The 23,981-nt window shown below is 35.5% G+C and carries 26 protein-coding genes; 1 reads left to right on the top strand and 25 read right to left on the bottom strand.

Annotated elements, in window-relative coordinates:
• Window positions 1-8: 8 nt before the first annotated feature.
• The 17 genes from mfd to metG all read right to left on the bottom strand — a co-directional run bounded on the left by mfd (window position 9) and on the right by metG (window position 17,977).
• Window positions 9-3,533 carry a transcription-repair coupling factor gene (gene mfd / locus HNQ35_RS08795; protein WP_146937321.1) on the bottom strand — a complete coding sequence of 1,175 codons (3,525 nt, stop codon included), beginning with the start codon at window positions 3,531-3,533 and terminating at the stop codon, window positions 9-11.
• A gap of 132 nt (window positions 3,534-3,665) precedes the next feature.
• On the bottom strand, window positions 3,666-3,896 hold the full coding sequence (gene fin, locus HNQ35_RS08790) for an anti-sigma-F factor Fin (RefSeq protein WP_146937319.1): 231 nt from the start codon (window positions 3,894-3,896) through the stop codon (window positions 3,666-3,668).
• A gap of 86 nt (window positions 3,897-3,982) precedes the next feature.
• Window positions 3,983-4,543 (bottom strand): aminoacyl-tRNA hydrolase, encoded by a 561-nt coding sequence (gene pth / locus HNQ35_RS08785; RefSeq protein ID WP_146937317.1) that lies wholly within the window; start codon window positions 4,541-4,543, stop codon window positions 3,983-3,985.
• A gap of 103 nt (window positions 4,544-4,646) precedes the next feature.
• Window positions 4,647-5,273, bottom strand: a complete 627-nt coding sequence (locus HNQ35_RS08780; RefSeq protein WP_146937316.1) for a 50S ribosomal protein L25/general stress protein Ctc — start codon at window positions 5,271-5,273, stop codon at window positions 4,647-4,649.
• Between the two features lie 112 nt (window positions 5,274-5,385).
• Window positions 5,386-6,336: a ribose-phosphate diphosphokinase gene (locus HNQ35_RS08775; RefSeq protein ID WP_146937314.1), complete on the bottom strand. Its 951-nt coding sequence runs from the start codon at window positions 6,334-6,336 to the stop codon at window positions 5,386-5,388.
• A gap of 17 nt (window positions 6,337-6,353) precedes the next feature.
• Window positions 6,354-7,730, bottom strand: coding sequence for a bifunctional UDP-N-acetylglucosamine diphosphorylase/glucosamine-1-phosphate N-acetyltransferase GlmU (glmU, locus tag HNQ35_RS08770; RefSeq protein WP_146937312.1), 1,377 nt, complete (start codon window positions 7,728-7,730; stop codon window positions 6,354-6,356).
• A 241-nt stretch (window positions 7,731-7,971) separates the two neighbouring features.
• Window positions 7,972-8,259: a septation regulator SpoVG gene (gene spoVG, locus HNQ35_RS08765; RefSeq protein ID WP_146937310.1), complete on the bottom strand. Its 288-nt coding sequence runs from the start codon at window positions 8,257-8,259 to the stop codon at window positions 7,972-7,974.
• A 125-nt stretch (window positions 8,260-8,384) separates the two neighbouring features.
• Window positions 8,385-9,233, bottom strand: a complete 849-nt coding sequence (gene purR / locus HNQ35_RS08760; RefSeq protein ID WP_146937308.1) for a pur operon repressor — start codon at window positions 9,231-9,233, stop codon at window positions 8,385-8,387.
• A gap of 114 nt (window positions 9,234-9,347) precedes the next feature.
• Complete coding sequence (ispE, locus tag HNQ35_RS08755) at window positions 9,348-10,199, bottom strand: 4-(cytidine 5'-diphospho)-2-C-methyl-D-erythritol kinase (protein ID WP_146937306.1); 852 nt, start codon at window positions 10,197-10,199, stop codon at window positions 9,348-9,350.
• Between the two features lie 87 nt (window positions 10,200-10,286).
• Window positions 10,287-10,463 carry a small, acid-soluble spore protein, alpha/beta type gene (locus tag HNQ35_RS08750; RefSeq protein WP_146937304.1) on the bottom strand — a complete coding sequence of 59 codons (177 nt, stop codon included), beginning with the start codon at window positions 10,461-10,463 and terminating at the stop codon, window positions 10,287-10,289.
• Window positions 10,464-10,619: 156 nt separating this feature from the next.
• Window positions 10,620-10,871: a biofilm formation stimulator Veg gene (gene veg, locus HNQ35_RS08745; protein ID WP_146937302.1), complete on the bottom strand. Its 252-nt coding sequence runs from the start codon at window positions 10,869-10,871 to the stop codon at window positions 10,620-10,622.
• Window positions 10,872-11,022: 151 nt separating this feature from the next.
• Window positions 11,023-11,913, bottom strand: a complete 891-nt coding sequence (gene yabG, locus HNQ35_RS08740; protein ID WP_146937300.1) for a sporulation peptidase YabG — start codon at window positions 11,911-11,913, stop codon at window positions 11,023-11,025.
• Between the two features lie 203 nt (window positions 11,914-12,116).
• Entirely contained in the window at window positions 12,117-13,001 is an 885-nt protein-coding gene (gene rsmA, locus HNQ35_RS08735; protein ID WP_146937298.1) for a 16S rRNA (adenine(1518)-N(6)/adenine(1519)-N(6))-dimethyltransferase RsmA, read from the bottom strand.
• Complete coding sequence (rnmV, locus tag HNQ35_RS08730; RefSeq protein ID WP_146937296.1) at window positions 12,991-13,563, bottom strand: ribonuclease M5; 573 nt, start codon at window positions 13,561-13,563, stop codon at window positions 12,991-12,993. Before rnmV ends, rsmA begins: the two co-directional genes overlap by 11 nt.
• A 74-nt stretch (window positions 13,564-13,637) precedes the next feature.
• Window positions 13,638-14,930 carry a resuscitation-promoting factor gene (locus tag HNQ35_RS08725; protein WP_146937294.1) on the bottom strand — a complete coding sequence of 431 codons (1,293 nt, stop codon included), beginning with the start codon at window positions 14,928-14,930 and terminating at the stop codon, window positions 13,638-13,640.
• A gap of 253 nt (window positions 14,931-15,183) precedes the next feature.
• Window positions 15,184-15,963: a TatD family hydrolase gene (locus HNQ35_RS08720; RefSeq protein WP_146937292.1), complete on the bottom strand. Its 780-nt coding sequence runs from the start codon at window positions 15,961-15,963 to the stop codon at window positions 15,184-15,186.
• A gap of 64 nt (window positions 15,964-16,027) precedes the next feature.
• Window positions 16,028-17,977, bottom strand: coding sequence for a methionine--tRNA ligase (metG, locus tag HNQ35_RS08715; RefSeq protein WP_146937290.1), 1,950 nt, complete (start codon window positions 17,975-17,977; stop codon window positions 16,028-16,030).
• Between the two features lie 357 nt (window positions 17,978-18,334).
• Between metG and HNQ35_RS08710 the strand changes: the two genes are divergently transcribed.
• A complete protein-coding gene (locus HNQ35_RS08710; protein WP_146937288.1) occupies window positions 18,335-18,628 on the top strand; it encodes an AbrB/MazE/SpoVT family DNA-binding domain-containing protein in 294 nt (97 codons plus the stop codon).
• Window positions 18,629-19,048: 420 nt separating this feature from the next.
• On the opposite strand, the gene rsmI is transcribed toward HNQ35_RS08710, so the two are convergent.
• The 8 genes from rsmI to darA all read right to left on the bottom strand — a co-directional run bounded on the left by rsmI (window position 19,049) and on the right by darA (window position 23,981).
• Complete coding sequence (gene rsmI, locus HNQ35_RS08705; protein WP_146937286.1) at window positions 19,049-19,915, bottom strand: 16S rRNA (cytidine(1402)-2'-O)-methyltransferase; 867 nt, start codon at window positions 19,913-19,915, stop codon at window positions 19,049-19,051.
• Between the two features lie 2 nt (window positions 19,916-19,917).
• Window positions 19,918-20,181, bottom strand: coding sequence for a GIY-YIG nuclease family protein (locus tag HNQ35_RS08700; RefSeq protein ID WP_146937284.1), 264 nt, complete (start codon window positions 20,179-20,181; stop codon window positions 19,918-19,920).
• On the bottom strand, window positions 20,171-20,914 hold the full coding sequence (locus HNQ35_RS08695) for a tRNA1(Val) (adenine(37)-N6)-methyltransferase (protein ID WP_146937282.1): 744 nt from the start codon (window positions 20,912-20,914) through the stop codon (window positions 20,171-20,173). The genes HNQ35_RS08700 and HNQ35_RS08695 overlap by 11 nt, the downstream gene beginning before the upstream one ends.
• 77 nt (window positions 20,915-20,991) lie before the next feature.
• Window positions 20,992-21,336 carry a DNA replication initiation control protein YabA gene (yabA, locus tag HNQ35_RS08690; protein WP_146937280.1) on the bottom strand — a complete coding sequence of 115 codons (345 nt, stop codon included), beginning with the start codon at window positions 21,334-21,336 and terminating at the stop codon, window positions 20,992-20,994.
• Window positions 21,337-21,350: 14 nt separating this feature from the next.
• Window positions 21,351-22,178, bottom strand: coding sequence for a PSP1 domain-containing protein (locus tag HNQ35_RS08685; RefSeq protein WP_146937278.1), 828 nt, complete (start codon window positions 22,176-22,178; stop codon window positions 21,351-21,353).
• A 13-nt stretch (window positions 22,179-22,191) separates the two neighbouring features.
• On the bottom strand, window positions 22,192-23,172 hold the full coding sequence (gene holB, locus HNQ35_RS08680; RefSeq protein ID WP_146937275.1) for a DNA polymerase III subunit delta': 981 nt from the start codon (window positions 23,170-23,172) through the stop codon (window positions 22,192-22,194).
• Between the two features lie 17 nt (window positions 23,173-23,189).
• Window positions 23,190-23,633: a YaaR family protein gene (locus tag HNQ35_RS08675; RefSeq protein ID WP_146937273.1), complete on the bottom strand. Its 444-nt coding sequence runs from the start codon at window positions 23,631-23,633 to the stop codon at window positions 23,190-23,192.
• Between the two features lie 18 nt (window positions 23,634-23,651).
• The gene (gene darA, locus HNQ35_RS08670) at window positions 23,652-23,981 is read right to left on the bottom strand and encodes a cyclic di-AMP receptor DarA (protein WP_146937271.1); all 330 of its coding nucleotides are present in this window, start codon (window positions 23,979-23,981) and stop codon (window positions 23,652-23,654) included.

Genomic DNA, 23,981 nt, shown 5'->3' with positions numbered 1-23,981 from the left:
CATGATTTCTATTGTTCACGATTGACGTCTTTTAGTTTATTAATAAAACGCTCGATTAATTCATAACGTTTTTTAAATTCATTTTTTGCAGGACGGAAAACAATTTTTAATTTGTTATGTTCTGTACCGAGCTGTATACTTCTCCCAAACTCATGAGCCAACTCAAAAAGTTTGGCACCGTCCACTTTTTGACTCCTTTCTTCAGTTAAAAGGAGCGTTATTTTATGATTCTTCTCTGTAATAGATTCGACATACTCACGTTTTGCTACATATCTTAAACGGGCCACCGTTAATAAGTGAGCAACTTCCTCTGGATAATCACCAAAACGATCTATTAACATATCGTTTATTTCTAACAAATCTTCTCGAGAAGATATTCCACGAATATGCTTATACATATCAATTTTTTGCTTTTCATCTTGAATGTATGTTTCTGGAATATAGGCATTGACATCAAGAGAAATTTCCGGTTCAAATACTATTGTTTCTTGGACTTGTTTACCTTTTTTACGGGCATCAATGGCTTCTTTTAGCATCTGTGAATACATATCAAAGCCGACCGAATCAATAAAACCATGTTGCTGGGCACCTAAGAGATTCCCTGCCCCTCTAATAGACAAATCGCGCATAGCAATTTTAAAGCCAGAACCGAGTTCAGTAAACTCTTTAATCGCTTGGAGACGCTTTTCAGCCTCTTCTGTCAATATCTTATCTTTCTGGTAAGTAAAATAAGCATAAGCAACACGATTTGAACGACCGACTCGACCACGTAATTGATAAAGTTGACTCAACCCCATATGATCAGCGTTATAAACAATTAACGTATTCACATTAGGTATATCAACACCCGTTTCAATAATGGTCGTACTGACAAGCACATCATACTCACCCTCTAAGAAAGCAAAAATAACATTTTCTAATTCACTTTCGTTCATTTTCCCATGGGCAATGGCTATCCTGGCATCTGGAACGAGCATGCTAATTTGTCTAGCCATTCGTTCGATATTCTCAACGCGATTGTATAGGAAGAAAATTTGTCCACCACGACCCATCTCACGTTCTATTGCTTCTCTAACAAGAATCGGGTCATACTCTAACACATAAGTTTGAATCGGAAAGCGATTTTCTGGAGGTGTTTCTATAACTGATAAATCTCTAACACCTAGCATCGACATATGAAGCGTTCGAGGAATTGGTGTTGCAGTAAGTGTCAATACATCAACATTCGTTTTAATCTGTTTAATTCTTTCTTTATGTTTTACTCCGAAACGTTGCTCTTCATCTACAATTAATAATCCTAAATCGCGAAATATCACATCTTTTGATAACAAACGATGTGTTCCGATAACGATATCTATCGTTCCTTTTTCTAAACCTTCTATCGTCTCTTTCTGTTGTTTACGTGTCCGAAAACGACTTAATAAGCCAATAGATACTGGATAATCTTGGAAACGCTCTGAAAATGTTTCGTAATGTTGCTGAGCTAAAATCGTAGTCGGAACTAAAACAGCTACTTGTTTTCCGTCTGCTACCGCTTTAAATGCCCCACGAATAGCGACTTCTGTTTTACCATAGCCGACATCACCACAGAGTAATCTATCCATTGGTCTGTCTTTTTCCATATCTCGCTTTATTTCTTCTATACAGCGTAACTGATCTTCTGTCTCCTGATAAGGAAAAGATAAGTCGAATTCACGGTGTAAATCTGTATCCTTTGAAAATGCATATCCTTTACGTGATTCTCTTTCAGCGTACAATTTAATCAAATCATCAGCAATATCTTCGACAGATGACTGAACCCGCTGTTTCACTTTCGTCCATTCTGTCCCGCCCAACTTATAAAGTTTCGGTTGTTTCCCCTCTGAACCAACAAATTTCTGCACAAGATCAATTTGGTCGATTGGAACAAAGAGCTTATCGTCTCCCGCATATTGTATAAGAAGATAATCCTTATGTTTCCCATTAACCTCCATTGTTTCAATGCCATAGTAACGTCCTACACCATGATTCACATGAACGACATAATCACCGACTTTTAACTCCTGATAGCTTTTAATTCGTTCGGCATTAGATATTTTCTGTTTTTTTCGTGGCATTCTTACACGATTTTTAAACAATTCTCTTTCTGTAATAATTGCTAATTTATGCATAGGCAGTTCAATACCTTGCGACAATGTGCCGACTATAATAGTTGGTTTTATAACAGGAATTGTCAGATGTTGAGCCAAATCCGCTTCCATTTTGTAATCAGCTAGAATAGATTGCACTTTTTTCGCACGGTTTTCATTTGGCGCAAGAATAATAACTGAATAGCCGCTTTTTTCCCAACGTTCTAATTCATTTTTAAATAAATGCATTTGGCCATGGAACTCTTGCATCACTCTTGATGAGAGATTAACAATATTTTGTGGATTTGTATTTGCTATATGACGTAAAAAGACAGAAAAGTAAATCCGCGTATGTGTCATTTTTTCTCGTACAGTTAGCCAATCAAAAGAAAATGTATGATTTCGTACCATCTTATGTCCTTCTAATAAACTACTGTACCATTCCGCTTCTTCACGATCGAGGGTAGATGCAGTATCTATAATTCTATTCATTTCATCCATAATAACAAGTCCATCTTTCGGTAAATAATCTAATAAACTAGACGGCTTTTCATAAAGAAACCTACTATATTTATTGATTTCCGAAAAATGCTCTAAATTTTTTAATCGTTCTATATCTGGTGTAATAGCTTGTGACAGCGTTTCTTTTGCCTCTTTAGTTGATAGTTTTTTCAAAGATGAACGGAGTGCCTCTTCTAAACGAGTCGCACCAGATAACATATCCGTTTCAGTCAATAACATTTCTGTGGCTGGACCAATTCGTATTTTTTTAAGTTTTTCTAAAGAACGTTGTGTTTCTGCATCAAAGTAACGAATGGAATCAATTTCAATATCAAATAATTCAATTCGAACAGGATGTTCCTCAGTAATTGGATAAATATCAATAATGCCACCACGACGACTAAATTCACCTGGTGTCGTCACCATTGAAGCATGTGTATATCCCATCGTTACTAATGAAGCAAGAAACGCTTCTACATCTATTTCACTTTCAACGATTAATTCTTTTTGATAACGATGCCAATATTCAGGCGGAGGAAGCATTCGTTTGACTGCAGCAATCGGAGCAATAAGAATGCCTGATTGTTTACGTTGCCATGTCATCAACGCTTCAATACGTTGACTTCTCAGTTCTGGGCTTGAAACAGCTGTTTCCGAAGCGATCCACTCATTGACGGGATAAAGATAGACTTGCTCCTCTCCACATAATGCGACCAAATCATGATATAATTCCTCTGCTTGGGACAGTTGATAAGTAATAAGTAATATCGGTCGCTGTAAAGATTCATTCAAAATAGATACAAGAATACTACGACTTGATCCTGACAATCCTGCAACAAGCTGTTCCTTCATACCAGAATAAACACCTGAAATGATTGATTGCACATCTTGTGTTGATTTCAAATAGTGATTGATTCCCTTCATAAAAATCCCCCAAACAACACATATTCTTTATCTAAATGCGATCTTAGATCGTAAGAATAGCGTATTAATATAACTACAAAAACGCTTTGGTTCATTTAACCAAAGCTTTTATATACAAACCGTTGACATGTATTAGTGGATAAAAAAATCTAGTTCATGGTATTCTGGATAGCGTCCTAGCGTTTCTTGACAATCTTCGCAAATGGATTGAATAGAGACATCGCCATTTGGTTCATAATGAATCATCTTCTTACGATCCTCTAAGGATAAATGATTCCAGCCCAACTGTAATGTGTCAATAAAGCGCTGATTTAACCGCCCAATTTCAGAGCCACAATGACGACAGTTATAAATAATGGCCATAAAAAGCCCTCCTCGAATAAGATTTCTATATACCAGTTTATCCGAAAAGCGCCCTTTTATACTATATGTGAGATAGTTAAATACCATTACTTATTCCATTCATTCATGACCTCTAAAAAGGGACGTTTCATCCATTCTTCACATGCATCTGCAGCGCGTTGGATACTATCTTCTACATCACTGATTTCTTCTTTACGGAATTTCCCTAAAACATAATTAACAATCGGCATATTTGTCGTCGGACGACCAATACCAATACGAATGCGGTTAAATGTCTTCGTTCCTAGCTGTTCAATTGTTGAACGAACCCCATTATGTCCGCCATGGCCACCCGTTTGTCTTAGACGAATCTTTCCAGTTGGTAAATCTAGGTCATCATAAATCACAATCATATCTTCTGGATTAATATGGTAATATTCTAAAATTGGTTTAATGCATTCTCCTGATAAATTCATGAATGTTTGTGGTTTTAATAATAAACATTTCTCACCATTTAAGTGAGTCACAGTGTAGTCACCTTTGAATTTATTTTTATCTAAAGTTAATTGATGCCGTTGTAATAATTCATCAATGACCAAAAATCCGATATTATGGCGTGTATAATGGTACTTTTTACCAGGATTGCCTAGACCTACAATACATTTCATCTTTCACAACTTCCTTTTTAAAATAATAAAACAGCAAAACAACCCCTCCATTAAAGAAATACTTCTTAATGGGGGGTTATCTTAATCCATTCAATTATGCTAATTATGCTTCTTCTTCTTCTTCCGCACCAATCAATTCAGGTTCTGCGTCTAAATCAACTTCTCTTTCCTCTACATCTTCTGATTCAGGAGGTAAGACAGTTGCAATTGTCATATCTTCATCTTCAAAGATCGAATATTCGTCAGTTGTTTTCAGGTCGGCGACTGTTATCACATCACCAATTTCAAGCGAAGAAACATCAACGGTAATTTCATCAGGTATTTTATTTGGCTTTGCACGGACAACAAGTTCAAAAACAGGTTGCTGTAAAATTCCACCGTCTCTAGCTCCTACTGGGTCACCAACGATTGCAATTGGAACTTCTACGTCAATTTCTTCATCCATATCAACCGCAAAGAAGTCCACATGAAGCAATTCATTTCTAATTGCATCCATTTGGTGGTCATGTAACATGACTTCTACTGGTTTTTCTTCACCAATTTCCAAGGAAATAATGGCATTTCGTCCTTCCTCACGTAGTAATTTCAATAATTCAACACCATTAATCGCTACAGATTCGTTGCCGTATTTTTTTCCATAAACAACACCTGGAACAAGGCCTTCTTTTCTTAATTGTTTTGTAACAGATGATCTATGATCATCTCTTTTAACTGCTTTTAATGTTGCCATCTTTCATCATCCTCCATCTATTTAAACGAAATCAGTTAAATATCTATTATAACAGATGTTTTTCTGTCTTTCGTTTCTTTATTAAATATTATTTTTGCTTCATATGATGCATTTAGTCAAATAAAATACTAACAGATTTTAATTCATGAACACGTACGATTGCTTCACCAATTAATGGTGCAACTGACAATTGCGTAATTTTATCTGTTTTCTTTTCCTCTGGTAACGGAATTGTATTTGTTATGACAAGTTCTTTAATCTTTGAGTTCTCAATCCGTTCAATTGCTGGACCTGATAATACCGGATGTGTACAACAAGCATATACTTCTTTTGCTCCACTTTCAACTAAAGCATTGGCAGCTAAAGTAATTGTTCCTGCTGTATCAATGATATCATCAATTAATATCGCTGTTTTACCTTCGATATTACCAACAATATTCATCACTTCTGCGACATTTGGTCGTGGACGTCGCTTATCAATAATTCCAATCGGTGTTCCAAGACGATCAGCCATTTTCCGTGCCCGGGTTACTTCTCCATGGTCTGGTGATACAACAACGATATCCTCTAAATTCTTTTCCTTAAAGTAATCAGATAAAATCGGCACCCCCTGTAGATGGTCAATTGGCACATCAAAAAAACCTTGAATTTGCGGAGCGTGTAAATCAAGTGTAATCACTCGATCTGCTCCTGCCGTTTCCAACAAATTCGCTACAAGTTTAGCTGTAATTGGTTCACGTGATCTAGCTTTACGATCTTGTCTTGCATATCCGTAATAAGGCATGACAATATTAACCGACCGAGCTGATGCACGTTTAACAGCATCAATCATAATTAATAACTCCATTAAATGCTCATTTACTGGTGCTGAAGTAGATTGGACAATGTAAACATCACATCCACGAATACTTTCTTCAATATTAATTTGAATTTCTCCATCACTGAAGCGAGAAACAGAGCACTTACCAAGTGATGTACCGATATGTGTCGCAATTTCTTCTGCTAATTTAAGGTTTGAATTTAAAGTAAATACTTTTAATGACTTATCACCATAGGATGCCATGGAAAATTACCCTCCGTTTATTTTTTTCTACTTTTTAACTGGTTGACATAACCTTCTTTATTCGTTTGCCGTGAGCGTGCGATTGATAATGCTTCTGCAGGAACATCATCTGTTATTGTTGAGCCTGCTGCGACATAAGCTCTTTTACCGATGGTTACTGGTGCAATCAGATTAGAATTACAACCTACAAATGCATCATCTTCTATTGTCGTGACATGTTTTCTTTTGCCATCATAATTTACTGTTATTGTACCACATCCGACATTAACATGATCACCAACAGACGCATCACCTAAATAACTTAAATGAGATACTTTACTATGTTTACCAATCGTTGCTTTTTTTAGTTCAACAAAATTACCAATCTTAGCTTCGTCCTCTACATTTGTCTCTGGACGAATATGTGCATATGGACCAATTTGAACTCCAGAACCAATGACACTATCGCGCGCGACACTTTGTTTAATGATCGTATGTTCTCCAACTGTACAGTTTACAATCTCAGTATAAGGACCAATTTCGGCGTGTTTTTTAATGATAGACTTTCCTTTAATAATGGACCCTGGATGAATAATAGCGTCTTGCTCAATTTTAACATCTGGATGTATATAAGTTGTTAATGGATCAATAATCGTTACACCGTTTAATAGGTGCTTACGATTTATTCTTTCCTTTAAAATTCTTTCTGCTTCTTGTAAAGCAACCCGATCATTAACGCCTAATGTTTCATCAAAATCCGGTGTTAAATATGCTGCAATTTTCCCAGCATCCTTTTTAATGATTTCAATGACATCCGTTAAATAATATTCTCCTTGGGCATTATCGTTGGAAATCTGTTTTAACGCTTTAAATAACGTCTTGTTATCGAAGCAGTACGTACCTGTATTAATTTCATCAACTAATCGTTCTTCTTCTGACGCATCTTTATGTTCTACGATACGTTCTACACCCTTTTCAGGATGACGAATAACTCGACCATAACCTGTAGGATCTTCAGCTCTTGATGTTAAAATCGTTGCTTGGGCTCCTTCTTTTTCGTGGTATTCTAATAATTGCTCAAACGTTTCTTGACGAATTAATGGCGTATCACCACAAACAACAAGTGTTGTACCTTCCTTATCTCCCAACAATTTCTCCGCTTGAATAACAGCATGTCCTGTACCTAATTGCTCTTCTTGTAAGACGTATTCACTATCATTTCCAATATACGCCATTACTGAATCAGACCCATGGCCGACAATCGTCACAATCTGATCAACATCAATTGATTTAATATTATCAATAACATGTTGCACCATTGGGCGACCTAAAACGGGATGTAATACTTTATATAAACTCGATTTCATCCTTGTTCCTTGACCAGCTGCTAAAATGACAGCATATCGTTTTGTCATTAGGAAGCCTCCATTCTCACTCATTGAATCCACTCTTTAATAAGCGAACACGATGTAAATGATGTTTGTTCTCATTTTTTTATTTATAACGGTAAACGAATCTTATCCATTAATGAATATATCCTAAAAACGTATGTATTTCAACACATACAAGCTAGAGATTTATGGTTCAGCTACGATACATATTTCTTCTTTAAAAAGAAAAAGGCCAATCACAATGATTAGCCTTTTAATCTTATAATTAAGATACACCAGCTTCTTCAAGTTTAACCTCTTCTCCTGCACGGCGATATGCTTCTAATACAGCATCTTGGATTTTAGCCCGTGTATTAGAGTTAATCGGATGAGCGATATCTCTAAATTCCCCGTCAGGAGTACGCTTGGAAGGCATTGCTACAAACAATCCATTATTTCCATCAATGACACGAATATCATGAACGACAAATTCTCCATTAAATGTAATGGATGCAATTGCTCGCATTCTACCTTCCGTGTTTATACGGCGTAATCTAACGTCAGTGACTTCCATGCTGCTTCACCACCTTTTTCAACTTGAACTCACTTATACTATTCAACATAATTGTCCGAATTCCTGCTAAATTTTTAAAAAAATTTTATTTTTATAGGGTATTGACCAAAAATAGTAAAAACCTCCTATAAAAAGGAGGTTTTTACTATTTTATTTAGTATATTTAGATAATTTCCTGGTCTTACTTGAATCATTTTTTTCCTTTGATCCATCTCGGTCAATTTTACTAAGGATACATAATCTTCATCAATAACACGTAATTCTTTCAATTCATCGGCTTCTGCTAATACACCGATCGCTGCTAATTCAGCATCAAATTCAGACAAGAGATTCATCATTCCATTAATCGTTCCACCGGCTTTCATAAAATCGTCCACAACACAGACACGATCACCAGCTTGTAAACTTCTTTTTGATAAAACCATTGTTTGAATTTTTCCTGTTGATCCAGATACGTAATTGATACTTACAGAGGAACCTTCCGTCACTTTCGGATCTCGCCTTACGATAACAACTGGAACATTCAAATAAGATGCAACAGCATAGGCTAATGATATGCCTTTTGTCTCTACTGTCATCACGATATCAATATCTTTATCAACGAAGACAGTCGCCAACAATTTACCAAGCTGTTTGACAGTACTTGGTTCACTTAAAATATCTGTCATATATAAATAACCACCTGGCAAAATACGTTTCGGTTCAGATAAACGATCACAAAGATTATGTATAAAATGCTCACTGTCGGCAAATGATACAACTGGAACAAACATGACACCACCAGTTGGACCAATAATACGTTTAATATAGCCTATTTCCTGTTTCTTAAATATATTATCTATGATATTGATGTCTTCACTAATTGTCGTTTTACCTGAATTAAATTGCTCGGCGAAAAAAGCTAATCGCTTTAGTTTACGAGGGTTCTCCAGGAAAAAATTAACCATACCTACTATCCGTTCTTCTCTTTTCATATACACACCTCATAATAAATCCGAATGATATGTTCAAATATATCATTATTGTACGTGTTTCAGCAAGATTAAGTCATTAAAAAAGCCGCCCCATTTATTTACTTGGGACGGACCTTAACTAAACATGCGCACAAGAAAAACTTCCTTACAAAATCCTCTCATGCCATTATAGATACGCTTTGCTTTTCTTTCTTGTTCTACTAAACCGTAGACCGTTGGACCACTTCCACTCATCAAAACACCGGTAGCACCTGCTTTTATCATTTTTTCTTTTAACCTTTTCACTTCAGGATACATTTGCATCGTTATATCTTCTAATGCATTACCTAAGTGTTGGCACATCTCTTTAAAGTTACGTGTATATAAAGCACGTACAACACCATTTGTATTCGGGTGCTGAAGTTTTTCTATTTCGATTTGCTGAAACACTGTTCGAGTAGAAACACCGATATCTGGCTTGGCTAAAACAACCCAACAAGGTGGTGGGTTAGGTAGTGGTTCAATCTCTTCACCACGCCCTCTTGCAATCGCTGTATTGCCATATACACAAAACGATACATCAGAACTGATTGTCGCTCCAAGTTGAGCTAATTCTTTCATCGACACATTCACATTCCATAAGCGATTTAACCCTCGTAAAACAGCAGCAGCATCTGCGCTTCCACCACCAAGTCCAGCACTGACTGGTATACATTTATCAATTTTAATATGAACACCTTGATGAATATGATATGTTTCCTTGAATACTTTTGCTGCTTGATAAGCTAAATTTCGCTCATCATTTGGTACAAACTGACTCCACAGTGTAACTTCAATTTGATTGTCGCTTAATGGCGTTAACTCAATTCGATCACATAAATCAATCGTCGTCATAACCATTTCCACATCATGATAACCGTCGGTTCGTTTTCTTAAAATATCTAGTGAAAGATTAAGTTTCGCAGGTGCTTTTTCATAAATAGTCATTAAGTTAAGTCACCTTCTTTTATCGTATTAAAATTGTACCATAATGATATATTTCAAGCGACCATCTTTATAAAAAAAGGCAGACCTTTAAGATCTGCCTTTTTGCATACTTTCTTCAGCTATTTCAATTGCACGCTTAACCATATTCCCAGCATCACGTGCCTTAATTCCACCCCAACCTTCTCTTTTAACCGTGTCGTAAAACCCTAACTCCTTTGCTATTTCTTCTTTCAACTCGTCAGACATAATACCTCGTCTTGCCATGTGAAAGACCCTCCCTTTTGTAATAAAGAGTATGTTACGACACGTTTAGTATTAGCTATAGAAAGAAGGTCTATCCATGTTAAACATAACCAACTCACCTTTTAACGCCTAAGTAAATATATTGAAATATAAAAAAAAGAGTAGTTAGACGTTCTACTACTCTGCAACTGCTTTATCATCAAAAAATAATTCTACTGTTTCTGTTAACACATCGGCATAGCTATATGAAACACGTTCAAAAGCATTCTCATCCTGATCTAGCTCTACAACGAAAACGGATGGATAAGTTTCTGCTAAAATACCGTTGCGTTCAATTGTTCTTCTTCTACCGCCATTTGCTTTTAAGCGTAACGGTTTTCCGACCTTATTTTCTAAACCACGCTTGATTTCGAGTAATGTTTTTGCCACTACACTCCACCTCACTGTACATATAATAACATGATTACACAAAAAAGTCAAATAAAATATTATAACAAACAAACGTTTAATGTTGCAATATATAAATCCATTTTTTTATTATTAGTATAACTAATTGTTAACATTCTATGTATGAAAAAATTCATACATGATTGTTTAATGTTTTGTCTGATTTAATATAAGGCATACCAGTTCTTAGGAGTCCCTTCGTTTCTATTCCACCTAATCCTTTTTCACCTGATAATGTATTTCGCAACACGTCCCATACATTGATTTTATCCATAAATGATGTAAACGCCACTTTGGCAACAATATACACCGGATCTAAAGCGTGTATATTTATTCGCGAAGGTGAACTAGCAAAATTTGCCCCTGCACGTATAAGTGATTCAAAATGAGATTGACATGCACCAGCAAATATTACAAGTTGATCTAGTGCTGGAATCATTTTACGTGCTTCCCGTACAGCCTCTACAAAATATTTAGAATTTCTATAAGCACGTAAATCATTTTTATCACCTTTTCGACCTGAAAAAGAATCATGGCCAGTAATCGTCATCATATGGGGTTGTATTTTTTTAATAAGTTCGGGGATTTTAAATGGCATATCTTTTTCGAGCAGATGAATACCGTGTACTTGAAGACCGAGACGTTCATAAAGGTGAATACATTTTTTCAAATAGATAGGATCTCCATCTATATGGAGTACACGTGGCGGTATTTGAAAAAATTCTACGTGTTTATAGCCGTCACTTACCATATAATCTCGCTTTTCTTTCATTAACAAGTAATCTTGTTTAAATAATCGATATGAATTTTCTATTTTCTCTTTAGATTTTTGTCGATGTTTTTTTACGTCGCGTTCTTCTGTTAGAACTAAATCTGTTAAAGGGGCATCTGCGATTAATCGAACCTCTTCTCCGTGTAATGAACCCTCTCCTTCTTTTAGCGATGCAATTCGGAACAACACATCATGCCCATACGACTTTCTTGTCACAAGATCTCCTACTGAGAATTTATATTGTTCATTCATCCTTTCACCTCATTATTGACTTATGATCTATACGATAGCCTATGCAAGAGCGGGTTTTAATGTACTAAAAAAAGAGCATAATAACTATGCTCTACCTAAGAGGTTTTATCTCACTGTTTCAACTGCTTTATTATCGTCTCTGTCACATCAAACAACTGAAAGAATGTGCATAACCATGATTACAATATCTATAGGATAAATACCTACACGAATATTTCTTTATAAAAAGCATTCGCCAATATAGCAAATTCTTCGATTGTTAACGTTTCTCCACGTCTTGAACCATCAATCTTTATCATATCCAATACGTGATTGATACGCTCTTTTGTAAGTATGCCTTTAAATTTTGTTGTTAAATTATTACTGAGTGTCTTCCGGCGCTGCGCAAAGCTTGCTTGAACAATTTCAAAAAAGAAAGCTTCATTTTGGACGTCGACAAGTGGTTTTTCTCTTTTTGTTAATTGTAAAACACTTGATTCCACATTTGGTTGTGGCATAAACACCGTTTTAGGAACCGACATGACAATATCAGCTTCTGTATAATATTGAACGGCAATCGTTAACGAACCATAACTTTTTGTATGTGGTTTAGCAGCCATTCGCTCAGCTACTTCTTTTTGAATCATCACAGTTATTTTTGAAATAGGTAAATCTTCTCTTAATAATTTCATTAATATAGGTGTCGTAATATAATACGGTAAATTAGCTACGATTTGGATCGTTTGTTCCTCTTTAAAATAGTGATGAATGATCTTCCTTAAGTCCGCTTTTAATACATCTTCATGAACAATACGAACGTTATCATAGTCAGCTAGTGTATCATCTAAAATAGGAATAAGGCGTTGGTCAATTTCTAAGGCAACCACTTGATTTGCCTGAAGGGCTAACTGTTCTGTTAATGCACCAATACCTGGACCAATTTCAATCACTCCGGTCGTATGATTAATACCTGCATGATAAATAATTTGATCAAGAATATTAACATCAACTAAAAAATTTTGCCCTAAGCTTTTTTTAAAGGCAAAGTCATATTTCTGTAAAATTTTATTCGTTTTTGTCGGTGTTGCAATGTATTTTTTACTCGTCATCTGCTTTTTCTTCCCTTTCTATGTCTCGTAAAGCTTGTTTGACTTCCTCTTTAGTAATTTGAAACATCGATAAACGTTTTAAGAGTTGTTTTCCATTAACATGCCCAATTTTTAAAATTTCTCCAAGACGTTTGCGGCGTTTGCTCGCCCCTTTACCACCGATTAATCCGTATTCAAATAAATCTTGTTGATTAAAGATATTTGTGTTTGTTTCAGTTAATTCATAAACATGACGTAAAGCTTCCCGAATGTCTTCAACAGAAGCATGTTCAATACCGAGACTTTTATTTTTTTGATGTTTCGCTTGAGCTTGTTCTCTCGAAAGAAAAGCATGTTTGCAGCCTGGAACAGCTTCATTAATGATATGCCGAATCCGCTTTCCTGGATAATCTGGGTCAGTAAATATAATGACCCCTCGCTTAGCTTGGGCATGGCGAATAGCTTCTAATGTGGCAGCATTAATTGCCGAACCGTTTGTTTCAATTGTATCTGCCTGAACAGCTTGGTTAATTTTTACTGTATCATCTTTTCCTTCTACAACAATAATTTCCTTAATGTGCACGTTTTTCACCTTCTATAAATAAAACAATGCTCTTACCATCATAGCATGGTAAGAGCATTGTTTTCACTTCGTAATTAATCAAGAACGATAACTTTTACTTTCTTTCTACCAAATGCATTGGCTGCTTTGGCATTTGGAAAATGTAAATCGATACGGTGACCTCTAATTGCTCCACCTGTATCACCTGCAATTGCCTCTCCATATCCTTCGACCCACACAGTAGAACCTAATGGGATAACACTTGGGTCGACTGCAATCACTTTAAGATGTGGATTAGCTTTTAAATTAATTCCTGTAGCAGTATAACCTGAGCACCCATTACATTGTGCGGTATAAGCACTAGCATCCATGTAAAAAACTTTCTCAGACTTTTTCTTGTTAGGAGTTGGTTTCGCTGATGTCTTAGTTGGAGTAACTGTTGTTACTTTTGGTTTTGGTTGTGCTTTTAATTTTGATTTTGATTTTGGTTTTGAAACAGTTGTTTCAGCAACTTTAACAGGTTCCTTTGTTCCAACTTTAACAACACGATTAACCGGTTTTTCTTTTACCATCTCTTTAACTGTCTTTTTATCAACGATTTTGCCATTTTCTTTCGTAATTTTAATTTTCTTTTGAACGATTCCTTTTTTCCCTTCTTCTGCTACGACTTCTTTTCCTTTTTCAAGAGAAGTATCATCTTGTCTAATCGTTTTAAAATCAATCTCTTCTTCTTTTTTAATCGTTTTTACATCTACACGTGTTACTTTAATCAGCATATCCTCAGTAACTGTTTTATTAAGTTTCTGATTGATTTTATCGTCGCTTTTTGGATTGAAGGAAACATTCGCTTGTGCTAAGATATCTTTTACTGTTCCACCGGTTGTCATCACATGCTGTAACTTTTTCTTCCCATCTTTCACTTTTACTTGAAATGCTTTCTTTAAATCGATCGTCATATTTTCAACAATCTCATCATTTACTTGATGGGATAAATCATCATGTTCTGAAACCTCTAGTCCTTCTGCTTCTAGAAAATCGCCTACTGTTTCATGAATCGTATAATATCGTTTTTCAACACCATCAATATTGACATTAATCGATTTTGCTTTTGTATAGGCAATTTCCATTCCGTTTTTTACTTCAGTGTCTATATCATGTGATAGTTCATCATGTTCTCCAACTATAATTCCAATTTCTTCTAGTAACTCTTGTATTGTATTAGCATGTGTTTTAATTGTTTTGGTTTTGCCATTATCGGCAAAGACTACTTCCACTTTTGATGCTTCATAAAGAACCACAACTGAAAACAACGTGAGTGCGATAACACCTATTGTTGAAATCAGTGGTCTAAATTTCGCAGGTGGAAATAGTTTTGAAATTTTTCGCATGCATCTTGCCTCCTTGATTCGTGATTGATTATATAAAGGGGCAAATGCAATGTCAAAGTTATTCCGATTACGAATAAATTACATTTCGGTTACAAACAGGAATGCACGGTTAAATAAGTATTCATCCATGTAACAAAGCCAATAGCATCAATACTTTTAGAAAAAGACAGAATATTCAATTGTTTAAAAGGCATACAATATTTTTACGTTTTTTTTCAATGCGATGAGAAAAATAATTTCCTTTTTATTCCAATTACTGCCCGTTTTTATTAATTTTAAAAAGTGTTAAAGCGTTTTTAGTTGTAGTTTTAGCAAGTTCTTCCACTGACATATCTCGAAGTTGAGCTATTTTCTCAGCTACTAATGTGACATAAGCCGGTTCATTACGTTTTCCACGATTTGGATGTGGTGCTAAGTAAGGAGCATCTGTTTCGATTAACAAGCGATCTATTGGAACAATCTTAGCTACTTCCTTTGGATGGGTTGCATTTTTAAATGTAACTGGACCGCCTAAAGAAATATAAAAGTTCATGTCTAAAATTTCAGGTACGTATTCAGGCGTATCACTATAACAATGCATAATACCGCCTACATCTTTCGCATTTTCTTCCGCTAAAATCTGAAGTACATCTTCGGTCGCTTCACGATTGTGAATAATTATCGGCATTTTCACATGTTTAGCAAGCTGGATTTGTTGACGGAATACGTCTTTTTGAATGTTCTTCGGAGACTTATCCCAATGATAATCAAGCCCCATTTCTCCTAAGGCAACAACTTTTGGATGTTTACTTAATGTTTCAATCCATTTTAAGTCGGCTTCAGTCATATCAATGGCATCAACAGGATGCCAGCCAATAGAAGCGTATATGTTTTCATATTGATTCACAATTTCTAGTGCCAATTCTATTGTTTTACGATCAAATCCTACCACATTCATATATGTAACACCTGCTTCACGAGCACGCATGATGATATCGTGGCGATCTTCAGTAAATTGATGTGCATTTAAATGAACATGTGTATCAAATAACATAATAAATCTCCTTTATTAAAACTAAGGTCAATCTCCTCCATGAGATTGACCTTAGTTTGCTTTTTTATTTTACAACAGATCCATTTGGTAAATTAGAGTTTGCAGTTATTAATGAAAGCTTTCCAGTAGCTTCGTCTTCTCCTGATAAAATCATTCCTTCTGACCATTCACCACGTAATTTAACTGGTTTTAAATTGGTCACACAGACTACTTTTTCCCCAATCAATTGTTCTGGTTGATAATATTCGGCAATACCAGAGATCACTTGTCTTGTTTCTGTTCCAAGGTCGAGTTGGAATTTCAGTAATTTATCTGCACCTTTTACTTTTTCACATTTAAGAACTTCAGCAACACGTAAGTCCGATTTCATAAATTCATCAAAAGTTATTTCAGGTTTTTTCTCTTTTTCTTCTTGTTGTTCTGTTTTAGAGCCACCCATCATAGCAACAATTTGCAGAACTTCCTTTTCCATGTCTAAACGTGGAAAGAGTTGCTCACCTTTTTTAACCTTTGTTCCTTCTGAAATAATACCGTGTTCATAAATGGTTTCCCATGCTTTATATCGATCATCTGTTAAGCCAAGTTGAGTGAGAAGACGATCTGTCGATTTGATTAAAAATGGTTGTAACATAACTGCAACAATTCGTAATGAATCGGCTAAATGAGCCATAACATTACCTAGGCGATTCTTCTTTGTCTCATCTTTAGCTAATACCCAAGGCTCATTCTCATCAATATATTTATTTGTTCGACTAATTAACTGCCATATTTCAGATAGAGCAACATGAAATTGCATATGGTCCATCGCTTGTTCTACTTTTTCAACTGTTTTTTCAATCGTTGCTTCAAGGTCTTGATCAACAGCTGTTTCTCCTTTTTGATAAGGTGGAATGATACCTGAGAAATATTTATCAATCATTGTAACTGTTCGATTAAGTAGGTTTCCTAAATCATTAGCTAAGTCATAGTTTATACGCTCTACAAAGTCTTCTGGCGTAAATACACCATCGTGACCAAATGGGATTTCTCGAAGTAAGTAATAGCGTAAAGCATCAAGACCATAGCGATCAATAAGCTTAACGGGATCGATGACATTCCCTTTTGATTTTGACATTTTACCGTCTTTCATTAAAATCCAACCGTGTGCATACACTTTTTTAGGCAGTGGTAAATCGAGTGCCATTAATATAATTGGCCAATAAATCGTATGGAAACGAACGATTTCCTTACCAATCAGATGAACATCTGCTGGCCAATACTTTTGATACTTCTCGTCATGTTCTGTCGTATAGCCTAATGCTGTAATATAATTTGTTAAAGCGTCAATCCATACATATACAACATGTTTCGGATCATTTGGTACTTTAATACCCCAGTCAAATGTTGTCCGTGATATAGCCAAATCTTCTAGTCCAGGTTTAAGGAAATTATTCAGCATTTCATTTTTACGGCTTTCAGGTTGAATAAATTCAGGATGATCCTCATAATACTGGATTAAACGGTCGGCGTATTTGCTCATTTTGAAGAAATATGATTCCTCTTTCACCTTTTCAACACCACGATGGCAATCTGGACAATTACCATTCTCTAATTGTCTTTCTGTAAAAAACGATTCACAAGGTGTACAATACCAACCTTCATATTTATCTAAATAAATATCCCCTTGTTCATATAACTGATTGAATATTTTTTGAACAGCTTCTTTATGACGCTCGTCAGTCGTACGGATAAAATCATCATGTGTAATTTCTAATTTACTCCATAGTTCTTTTATAGATTTTACGATACCATCTACATATTCTTTCGGTTCCATACCTTTTTCTTTAGCAGTACGTTGGATTTTCTGACCGTGTTCATCTGTCCCTGTTAAATACATGACATCGTAACCACGCATTCGTTTATAACGTGCCATGGCATCACCAGCCGTTGTGGTATATGCATGTCCTATATGTAATTTATCACTTGGATAATAAATCGGTGTCGTAATATAAAATGTTTGTTTGTTTTCCGACATTTTCTTTCCTCCTCGGTTTATTTACATAAATCCGTATTACTCCTATTGTAGCGATTTTAATTAAATATTTCCATTCACAGTCTATATGATAGCAACTTGTTTTTAACCTTAAGAAAAATCATATACTTGATTACATGTTTTTATTCACTATATAATATATATGATGCTTCCTATCATTTTCCAAAACATAAGTACAGATTCCCATTTTACATAACTAAAAATAAATGGGTGTTTTCTTCATCGTATTAATTTTTTTAATATTCTTATTTATCAAGCGTGAATTTTGGCGGAGGTAACTAATGGCTAGTTCAACAGTACGAAATTATTTCTAATGACCTATGGAGGGGAAAATTGAAAATGAAATCAGTTGGTGTCGTACGAAAAGTAGATAAACTTGGCAGAATTGTTATTCCAATTGACATTCGCCGGTCTCTTGGAATTAATGTGAAAGATCAAGTTGAAATTTATTTGGATGGCGATCGTATTGTACTCGAGAAATACAAACCCGATATGGCCTGTCATGTTACTGGAAAAGTCTCTGAACGAAACATCTCTATTGCAGGTGGCAATCTCGTTCTAAGTCCAGAAGGTGCAGAACTACTAATTAAAGAAATACAAAATAGTTTCGCCAAAAAAGACGCTCAAAAATAACATAACCGTAAAGGGGCTGGGACAAAACCAGTTTTAAATGAGAAAAATTGCGGAATCAACATTGAGATGTTGTTTTCGCAATTTCTTTTTTTGTTTTTACTAAATCATTAATAACTCATTTTCTTGACGTTTCACTTCCAAATCCATACCAAAAGATGCTTTTTTATGGCTGAGTATTGTTTCAGTCTCTTTGTTATAATCTATTAAATGATAAAATATAAAAGTCCAAATTGGCAATGAGTAAAGTTCTCTACTCCGCATGGTTAAGCACAAATCTTGAAAACTATGCAGAGTAGCTCGCTCTATTGATCATTCACGTACTGTCATGATCATTAGGAGAAGGAGATTGAGACATAAGGAATAAGTAAACAAGAATCATTTTTTCATCTTTCAGAGGTTTTGTCTCAGCCTCCTTTATTATCAATTATGAAACGTCTGATAAACCGTTCGCTTCGGTAATTGTCTATCATGAGCAACGTGTTTAATCGCATCTTTTGTCGATAGTCCGTCATTTATATAATGATTCACATGCTGTTCAATTGTTAACTCACTCCACCATAAAGATGTTTGATCATTTTGTAAAAAACTTTTTTCTACTATAATACAATACTCACCTTTTAATTGTTGTGTCTCTATCCATTCTAGAACTTCTCGGACCGTCCCACGTGTATATTCTTCGAATCGTTTCGTTAATTCACGTGCTAAAACAATGCGGTGCGATTCGCCGAATACATCTTGTATAGTTTTAACCGTTTCTTTAACCCGAAAAGGAGATTCATAAAAAATCAACGTCATCGCAATACGTTGAAGACGTTCCAATTCGGCTTGTTTTTCCTTCTTCTTTCTTGGAAGAAATCCATAAAATATAAATTGATTTGTTGAAAGCCCTGAACCAACTAAAGCACAAAGTGCTGCATTTGCTCCTGGAAGAACAACGACGGAAATTTGTTCTTCTATAGCGGCTTGAATGATGTCATGCCCTGGATCTGATATAGCTGGCATTCCTGCATCGCTAACGATAGCGATATCATCCCCTTCTTTAAGACGTTGCAATAACATATGTTCACGTGCTTTCTTATTATGTTCATGATAACTAATAAGAGGAGTATTAATATTAAAATGACGGAGTAAATTTTTTGTATGTCTCGTATCTTCAGCTGCTATTAATGAGACATCTGTTAACGTATTAATCGCACGAAAAGTCATATCCTCTAGATTTCCTATAGGTGTCGGAACAACGTATAACGTGCCAGTTTCTGTTTGTGCGAAACTTTTTTGGATATTCATATTTACACGCCTTCCTCTGATTCTTTAATGAGTTTGATTTTTTCAGTTCGAGATAACTGTTTGATAGCATATTCCCGACGCATCGCTTCTTCTTTTGTGGCAAATGTTTCTACATGCATCAATTGAAATGGTCCACGTCCTCGTGTATATTTAGCACCTTTACCAGTCTCATGAAGATGAATACGTCGTTTCAAATTATTCGTATAACCTGTGTATAACGAATCATCGTTACATTTTAATATATAGACGATATGCTCATGTTCCATAAATAATATCCTCAGCTTCCTTCGTATAACTCCCATCTGCTTCATAAATATATAGTGGTGGTAATATTTTTAAATCTGCTTTTCCGTCTCGGACACCTTCAATGAGTAGAATATTTGCCTCTCTATCTTTCTTAGGATAAACAAGGCGCATGCGTTTCGGTTCCAAACGGTATTTACGAAATAAAGTTATAATATCAACTAAACGTCCCGGTCGATGAACCATTGCTACTTTTCCCCCAGGGCGGACATGTAATTTACACGCCTTAACAACATCTTCAAGTGTACAGTACACTTCATGACGCGCAATCGTTAAGTATTTATTTTCATTATGTTCAGTGACAGCTGGGGTAGGAAAATATGGTGGATTACATGTCACAACATCAAATGTACTATGGCCTAAAATAGGTAACATTTCTTTTAAATCACCGTGAATCATCTTAATTTGGTCTGATAAGCCATTTAATTTGATGCTACGCTCTCCCATTTGAAATATGCGCTTCTGTATTTCAACTCCCGTGATAGTTGCATCAGTTCTTTTTGATAATAATAACGGAATAACAGCATTTCCAGTACATAAATCAAGAATCTTACCACGCCTAATTGGGATCCGTGCAAAATGTGCTAAAAGAACAGCATCTAAAGAAAAAGAAAAAGCAGTTGGACTTTGGATAATCTGCATACTCTCATCAGCTAATAAATAATCAAGGCGCTCATCATCATATAATTCCATCAGCCTAAAACCTCTCTATCTTATTTATGATGTATCATACAAAAGCTGTCTCCTACCAAATGATTGGGGAGACAGCTTTTTCACTCATTTTTCTTACTTAATAAATCTAAACAGAAAATACAATCTTCATCTCTTGGAGAGCCAAATTCATAATTGCATATATGAAAGCCTTCTTCGTATATTCTTGCTAAATTATCATATCCTTCTCCTGGTGCCAAATCTTTTTCATCTGTTTCTGATTTATTTTCTACATCTTCTGTTTGCTTATCAAGACGTTGCCGCAAGTGATGGTTTTCCATTTCCAAACGATGATTTTCTTCTAATAAGGTGCTCAAATTATTTTTCAGTTCACCTAACTGTTCATAAAATTCACCGATTTGCTTTTTCATATCCATCACTTGATCAAATATTTGTCGTTTTTTCACGCTTTATCACCCTACTATTCTGTAGCTTGCGTTGTGATGATTCCTTGCTCCATCATTTCGTCTATCGTATAATCAACGACACGTTCTAACTCAAGGATTTCAATTTGTACTAATTTCTCTAAAATATTTAAACCGACCACTTTACCTTTTCCGTACGGTGTTTCAACATAATCACCGATATCTGGTAAGTCCCGTTTTGCTTCTTCATACTGGTCATTTTCATATTTTAAACAACACATGAGACGGCCACATAATCCAGATATTTTTGACGGATTTAAAGACAGATTCTGATCTTTAGCCATCTTTATTGATACAGGTTCAAAGTCCCCTAGAAAAGTTGAACAACAAAGCATACGTCCACAAGGTCCTATGCCCCCAAGCATTTTAGCTTCATCACGAACTCCAATTTGTCGAAGTTCAATTCTTGTTTTAAACTGAGCAGCTAAATCTTTTACTAAATTTCGAAAGTCAATACGACCATCTGCTGTAAAATAAAAGATAATTTTATTTCGGTCAAATGTATAATCAACTTCGATTAACTTCATTTCCAATTCATGTTTATCTATTTTTTCTTCACAAATCTCTAATGCATCTTGGGCATATTGTTCATTTCGCTCAACAGTTAATTGGTCCTGTTCATCGGCAATCCGTATGACTTTCTTTAATGGTAAAACGACATCTTCTTCATCCACCTTTTTATCAATCAGTACGACTTGACCATATTCAATACCACGAACGGTTTCTACAATAACATAATCATAAAGCTCCATAGCAAATCCGTTCGGATCAAAATAGTATATTTTTCCCGCCTTTTTAAAGCGAACACCTATTACTTCTAACAAAACATGATCACCTCTATATTTGCAATGCGAGCTGTTCCATCACGAAAGTTGGCTGTACATATTGCTTTAACTTTCGCTTTGCTTCCAATATATTTTCTAACATAGAAATCACTTGCCCGTAAGAGAAATGCAGCATGTATTTCTCTAACTGTTGATCATCCTGATCAAAAAAGACGACCTGATTGATTCCAATATGTGCATAGAGAATATCTCTAAAAGCAAGCAATAGTAAATCTAATGCTTGTTCTTGTTGTGATCTTTCCTTAAAAAACGGAACCCAATGTTGATGAACAAATAAATAAGCATCATCAGAATCCCGACAAAACATTTCTATTAATTGTATCACTAATTTTCTCGCTTGTACAAAGGACTCGTCTTGATATAACTCAATCGCTTCTTTAACACTATTCGTTAAAGACCCCATCAATACAGCATCTGATTTAGGCAAGCCCTCTTTTAATAAATGGGTTTGAAATTGTTTCGGGTCTAATGGTTTAAAGTCCAACACTTGGCAACGCGAGCGAATGGTCGGAATAATCATCTGGCTATTTTCCGTTAGCATAATGGCTGTTGTTTCTAAGCTTGGTTCTTCTAAAAACTTTAAAATTCGATTAGCTGCATTAACCGTTAAAGTATCGGCGTCTTTTATCATATATACTTTTCGATTAGACTCTAACCCTGTATAAGCAAATTCTTTCTGTAAATGTTCAATTTGTGCCATTTTAATCGATTGTCCGTCTGGTTCAATCCAATGAACATCAGGATGATTTCGAGATTCAATACGTTTACACATGACACAGTGGTGACATGGTTCAACATCGGTCTTCTCTTTACAGAACAACGTTTTTGCTAATAAAATCGCAAGGCTCTCTTTCCCCGTTCCACGGCTCCCCTGAAACAAATAAGCATGTGATAGTCTATCTCTTTTAATACTATTCATTAATATTTTACTAACAAGTGGTTGTTTTTCTAAAGCTTTAGACCATGTTTCCATTCATATCCACTTTCCTTCTAAATATATAAATTGACGAGTAATCCTTTAATTTCACCAATCATCGCCAACAAATCGACCCCATTTTGACCCTCTTGTAATACGTCTTCTGTCAAGAGAAGTAATTTCGACTCAACTTCTTTGACAATCGTGAGCTGACGACTTTCTCCAAAAGCGCTAAATTGATGTGTTTTCTTCAATTCAAGTCCTTCTGACACCGCTTCTTCTAAAAATTCGCGAACAAGTCTTTTAAAGATTGCCAAGTCACGAAAAGAACGATGACGTACTAAGCGATCGCCCTGAAGATGAATGTCTTCCATCAACTTTGATAGTTCTTTTTCCTTTAAATGTTGTGCTTGTGATTGAACGAGTTTATGAAAAGTCGACTGTTTCTGTTCAGTCATCAAACGCGACTTATTCTTCGTAGGATCAACTTGTGACCGTAAGTCCTGTGTAATCTTCATCGACTGTATCTCCTATCTTTAAAATTGAAAGAAAGATTCAATTGGTAAGACGAACACGGTTGCTCCACCGACTTCTACTTTAACAGGCTTTGGGATATATGAATCAGCATTGCCACCCATCGGTGAAATTGGTGCAACCATTTGTTCACGTTGTGAGCAATTATCACGGATAAGATCTAATGCTTTATCTACTTCATGATCTTCGCATCCGATCATCAATGTCGTATTGCCTTCTTTTAAAAAACCACCTGTCGAAGCAAGCTTTGTTGTCTTAAAATGACTATCTCCTAATGCTTGTATCAATCGATTCGAATCTTTATCCTGAACAACCGCAATCAATAACTTCAT

Origin of the sequence: Cerasibacillus quisquiliarum (assembly GCF_014202495.1) — a bacterium.
Lineage (GTDB): Bacteria > Bacillota > Bacilli > Bacillales > Amphibacillaceae > Cerasibacillus > Cerasibacillus quisquiliarum.
The sequence above is the reverse complement of the archived record's forward strand: the minus strand, read 5'-3'. Positions and strand labels throughout refer to the sequence as shown.

What these genes read in the sequence shown, in the direction of transcription:
- mfd (WP_146937321.1), bottom strand. Translation starts at nt 3,533, where the DNA reads ATGAAGGGAATCAATCACTATTTGAAATCAACACAAGATGTGCAATCA.
- fin (WP_146937319.1), bottom strand. Translation starts at nt 3,896, where the DNA reads ATGGCCATTATTTATAACTGTCGTCATTGTGGCTCTGAAATTGGGCGG.
- pth (WP_146937317.1), bottom strand. Translation starts at nt 4,543, where the DNA reads ATGAAATGTATTGTAGGTCTAGGCAATCCTGGTAAAAAGTACCATTAT.
- HNQ35_RS08780 (WP_146937316.1), bottom strand. Translation starts at nt 5,273, where the DNA reads ATGGCAACATTAAAAGCAGTTAAAAGAGATGATCATAGATCATCTGTT.
- HNQ35_RS08775 (WP_146937314.1), bottom strand. Translation starts at nt 6,336, where the DNA reads ATGGCATCCTATGGTGATAAGTCATTAAAAGTATTTACTTTAAATTCA.
- glmU (WP_146937312.1), bottom strand. Translation starts at nt 7,730, where the DNA reads ATGACAAAACGATATGCTGTCATTTTAGCAGCTGGTCAAGGAACAAGG.
- spoVG (WP_146937310.1), bottom strand. Translation starts at nt 8,259, where the DNA reads ATGGAAGTCACTGACGTTAGATTACGCCGTATAAACACGGAAGGTAGA.
- purR (WP_146937308.1), bottom strand. Translation starts at nt 9,233, where the DNA reads ATGAAAAGAGAAGAACGGATAGTAGGTATGGTTAATTTTTTCCTGGAG.
- ispE (WP_146937306.1), bottom strand. Translation starts at nt 10,199, where the DNA reads ATGACTATTTATGAAAAAGCACCTGCGAAACTTAATCTTTCACTAGAT.
- HNQ35_RS08750 (WP_146937304.1), bottom strand. Translation starts at nt 10,463, where the DNA reads ATGGCAAGACGAGGTATTATGTCTGACGAGTTGAAAGAAGAAATAGCA.
- yabG (WP_146937300.1), bottom strand. Translation starts at nt 11,913, where the DNA reads ATGAATGAACAATATAAATTCTCAGTAGGAGATCTTGTGACAAGAAAG.
- rsmA (WP_146937298.1), bottom strand. Translation starts at nt 13,001, where the DNA reads ATGACGAGTAAAAAATACATTGCAACACCGACAAAAACGAATAAAATT.
- HNQ35_RS08725 (WP_146937294.1), bottom strand. Translation starts at nt 14,930, where the DNA reads ATGCGAAAAATTTCAAAACTATTTCCACCTGCGAAATTTAGACCACTG.
- HNQ35_RS08720 (WP_146937292.1), bottom strand. Translation starts at nt 15,963, where the DNA reads ATGTTATTTGATACACATGTTCATTTAAATGCACATCAATTTACTGAA.
- metG (WP_146937290.1), bottom strand. Translation starts at nt 17,977, where the DNA reads ATGTCGGAAAACAAACAAACATTTTATATTACGACACCGATTTATTAT.
- HNQ35_RS08710 (WP_146937288.1), top strand. Translation starts at nt 18,335, where the DNA reads ATGAAATCAGTTGGTGTCGTACGAAAAGTAGATAAACTTGGCAGAATT.
- rsmI (WP_146937286.1), bottom strand. Translation starts at nt 19,915, where the DNA reads ATGAATATCCAAAAAAGTTTCGCACAAACAGAAACTGGCACGTTATAC.
- HNQ35_RS08700 (WP_146937284.1), bottom strand. Translation starts at nt 20,181, where the DNA reads ATGGAACATGAGCATATCGTCTATATATTAAAATGTAACGATGATTCG.
- holB (WP_146937275.1), bottom strand. Translation starts at nt 23,172, where the DNA reads ATGGAAACATGGTCTAAAGCTTTAGAAAAACAACCACTTGTTAGTAAA.
- HNQ35_RS08675 (WP_146937273.1), bottom strand. Translation starts at nt 23,633, where the DNA reads ATGAAGATTACACAGGACTTACGGTCACAAGTTGATCCTACGAAGAAT.
- darA (WP_146937271.1), bottom strand. Translation starts at nt 23,981, where the DNA reads ATGAAGTTATTGATTGCGGTTGTTCAGGATAAAGATTCGAATCGATTG.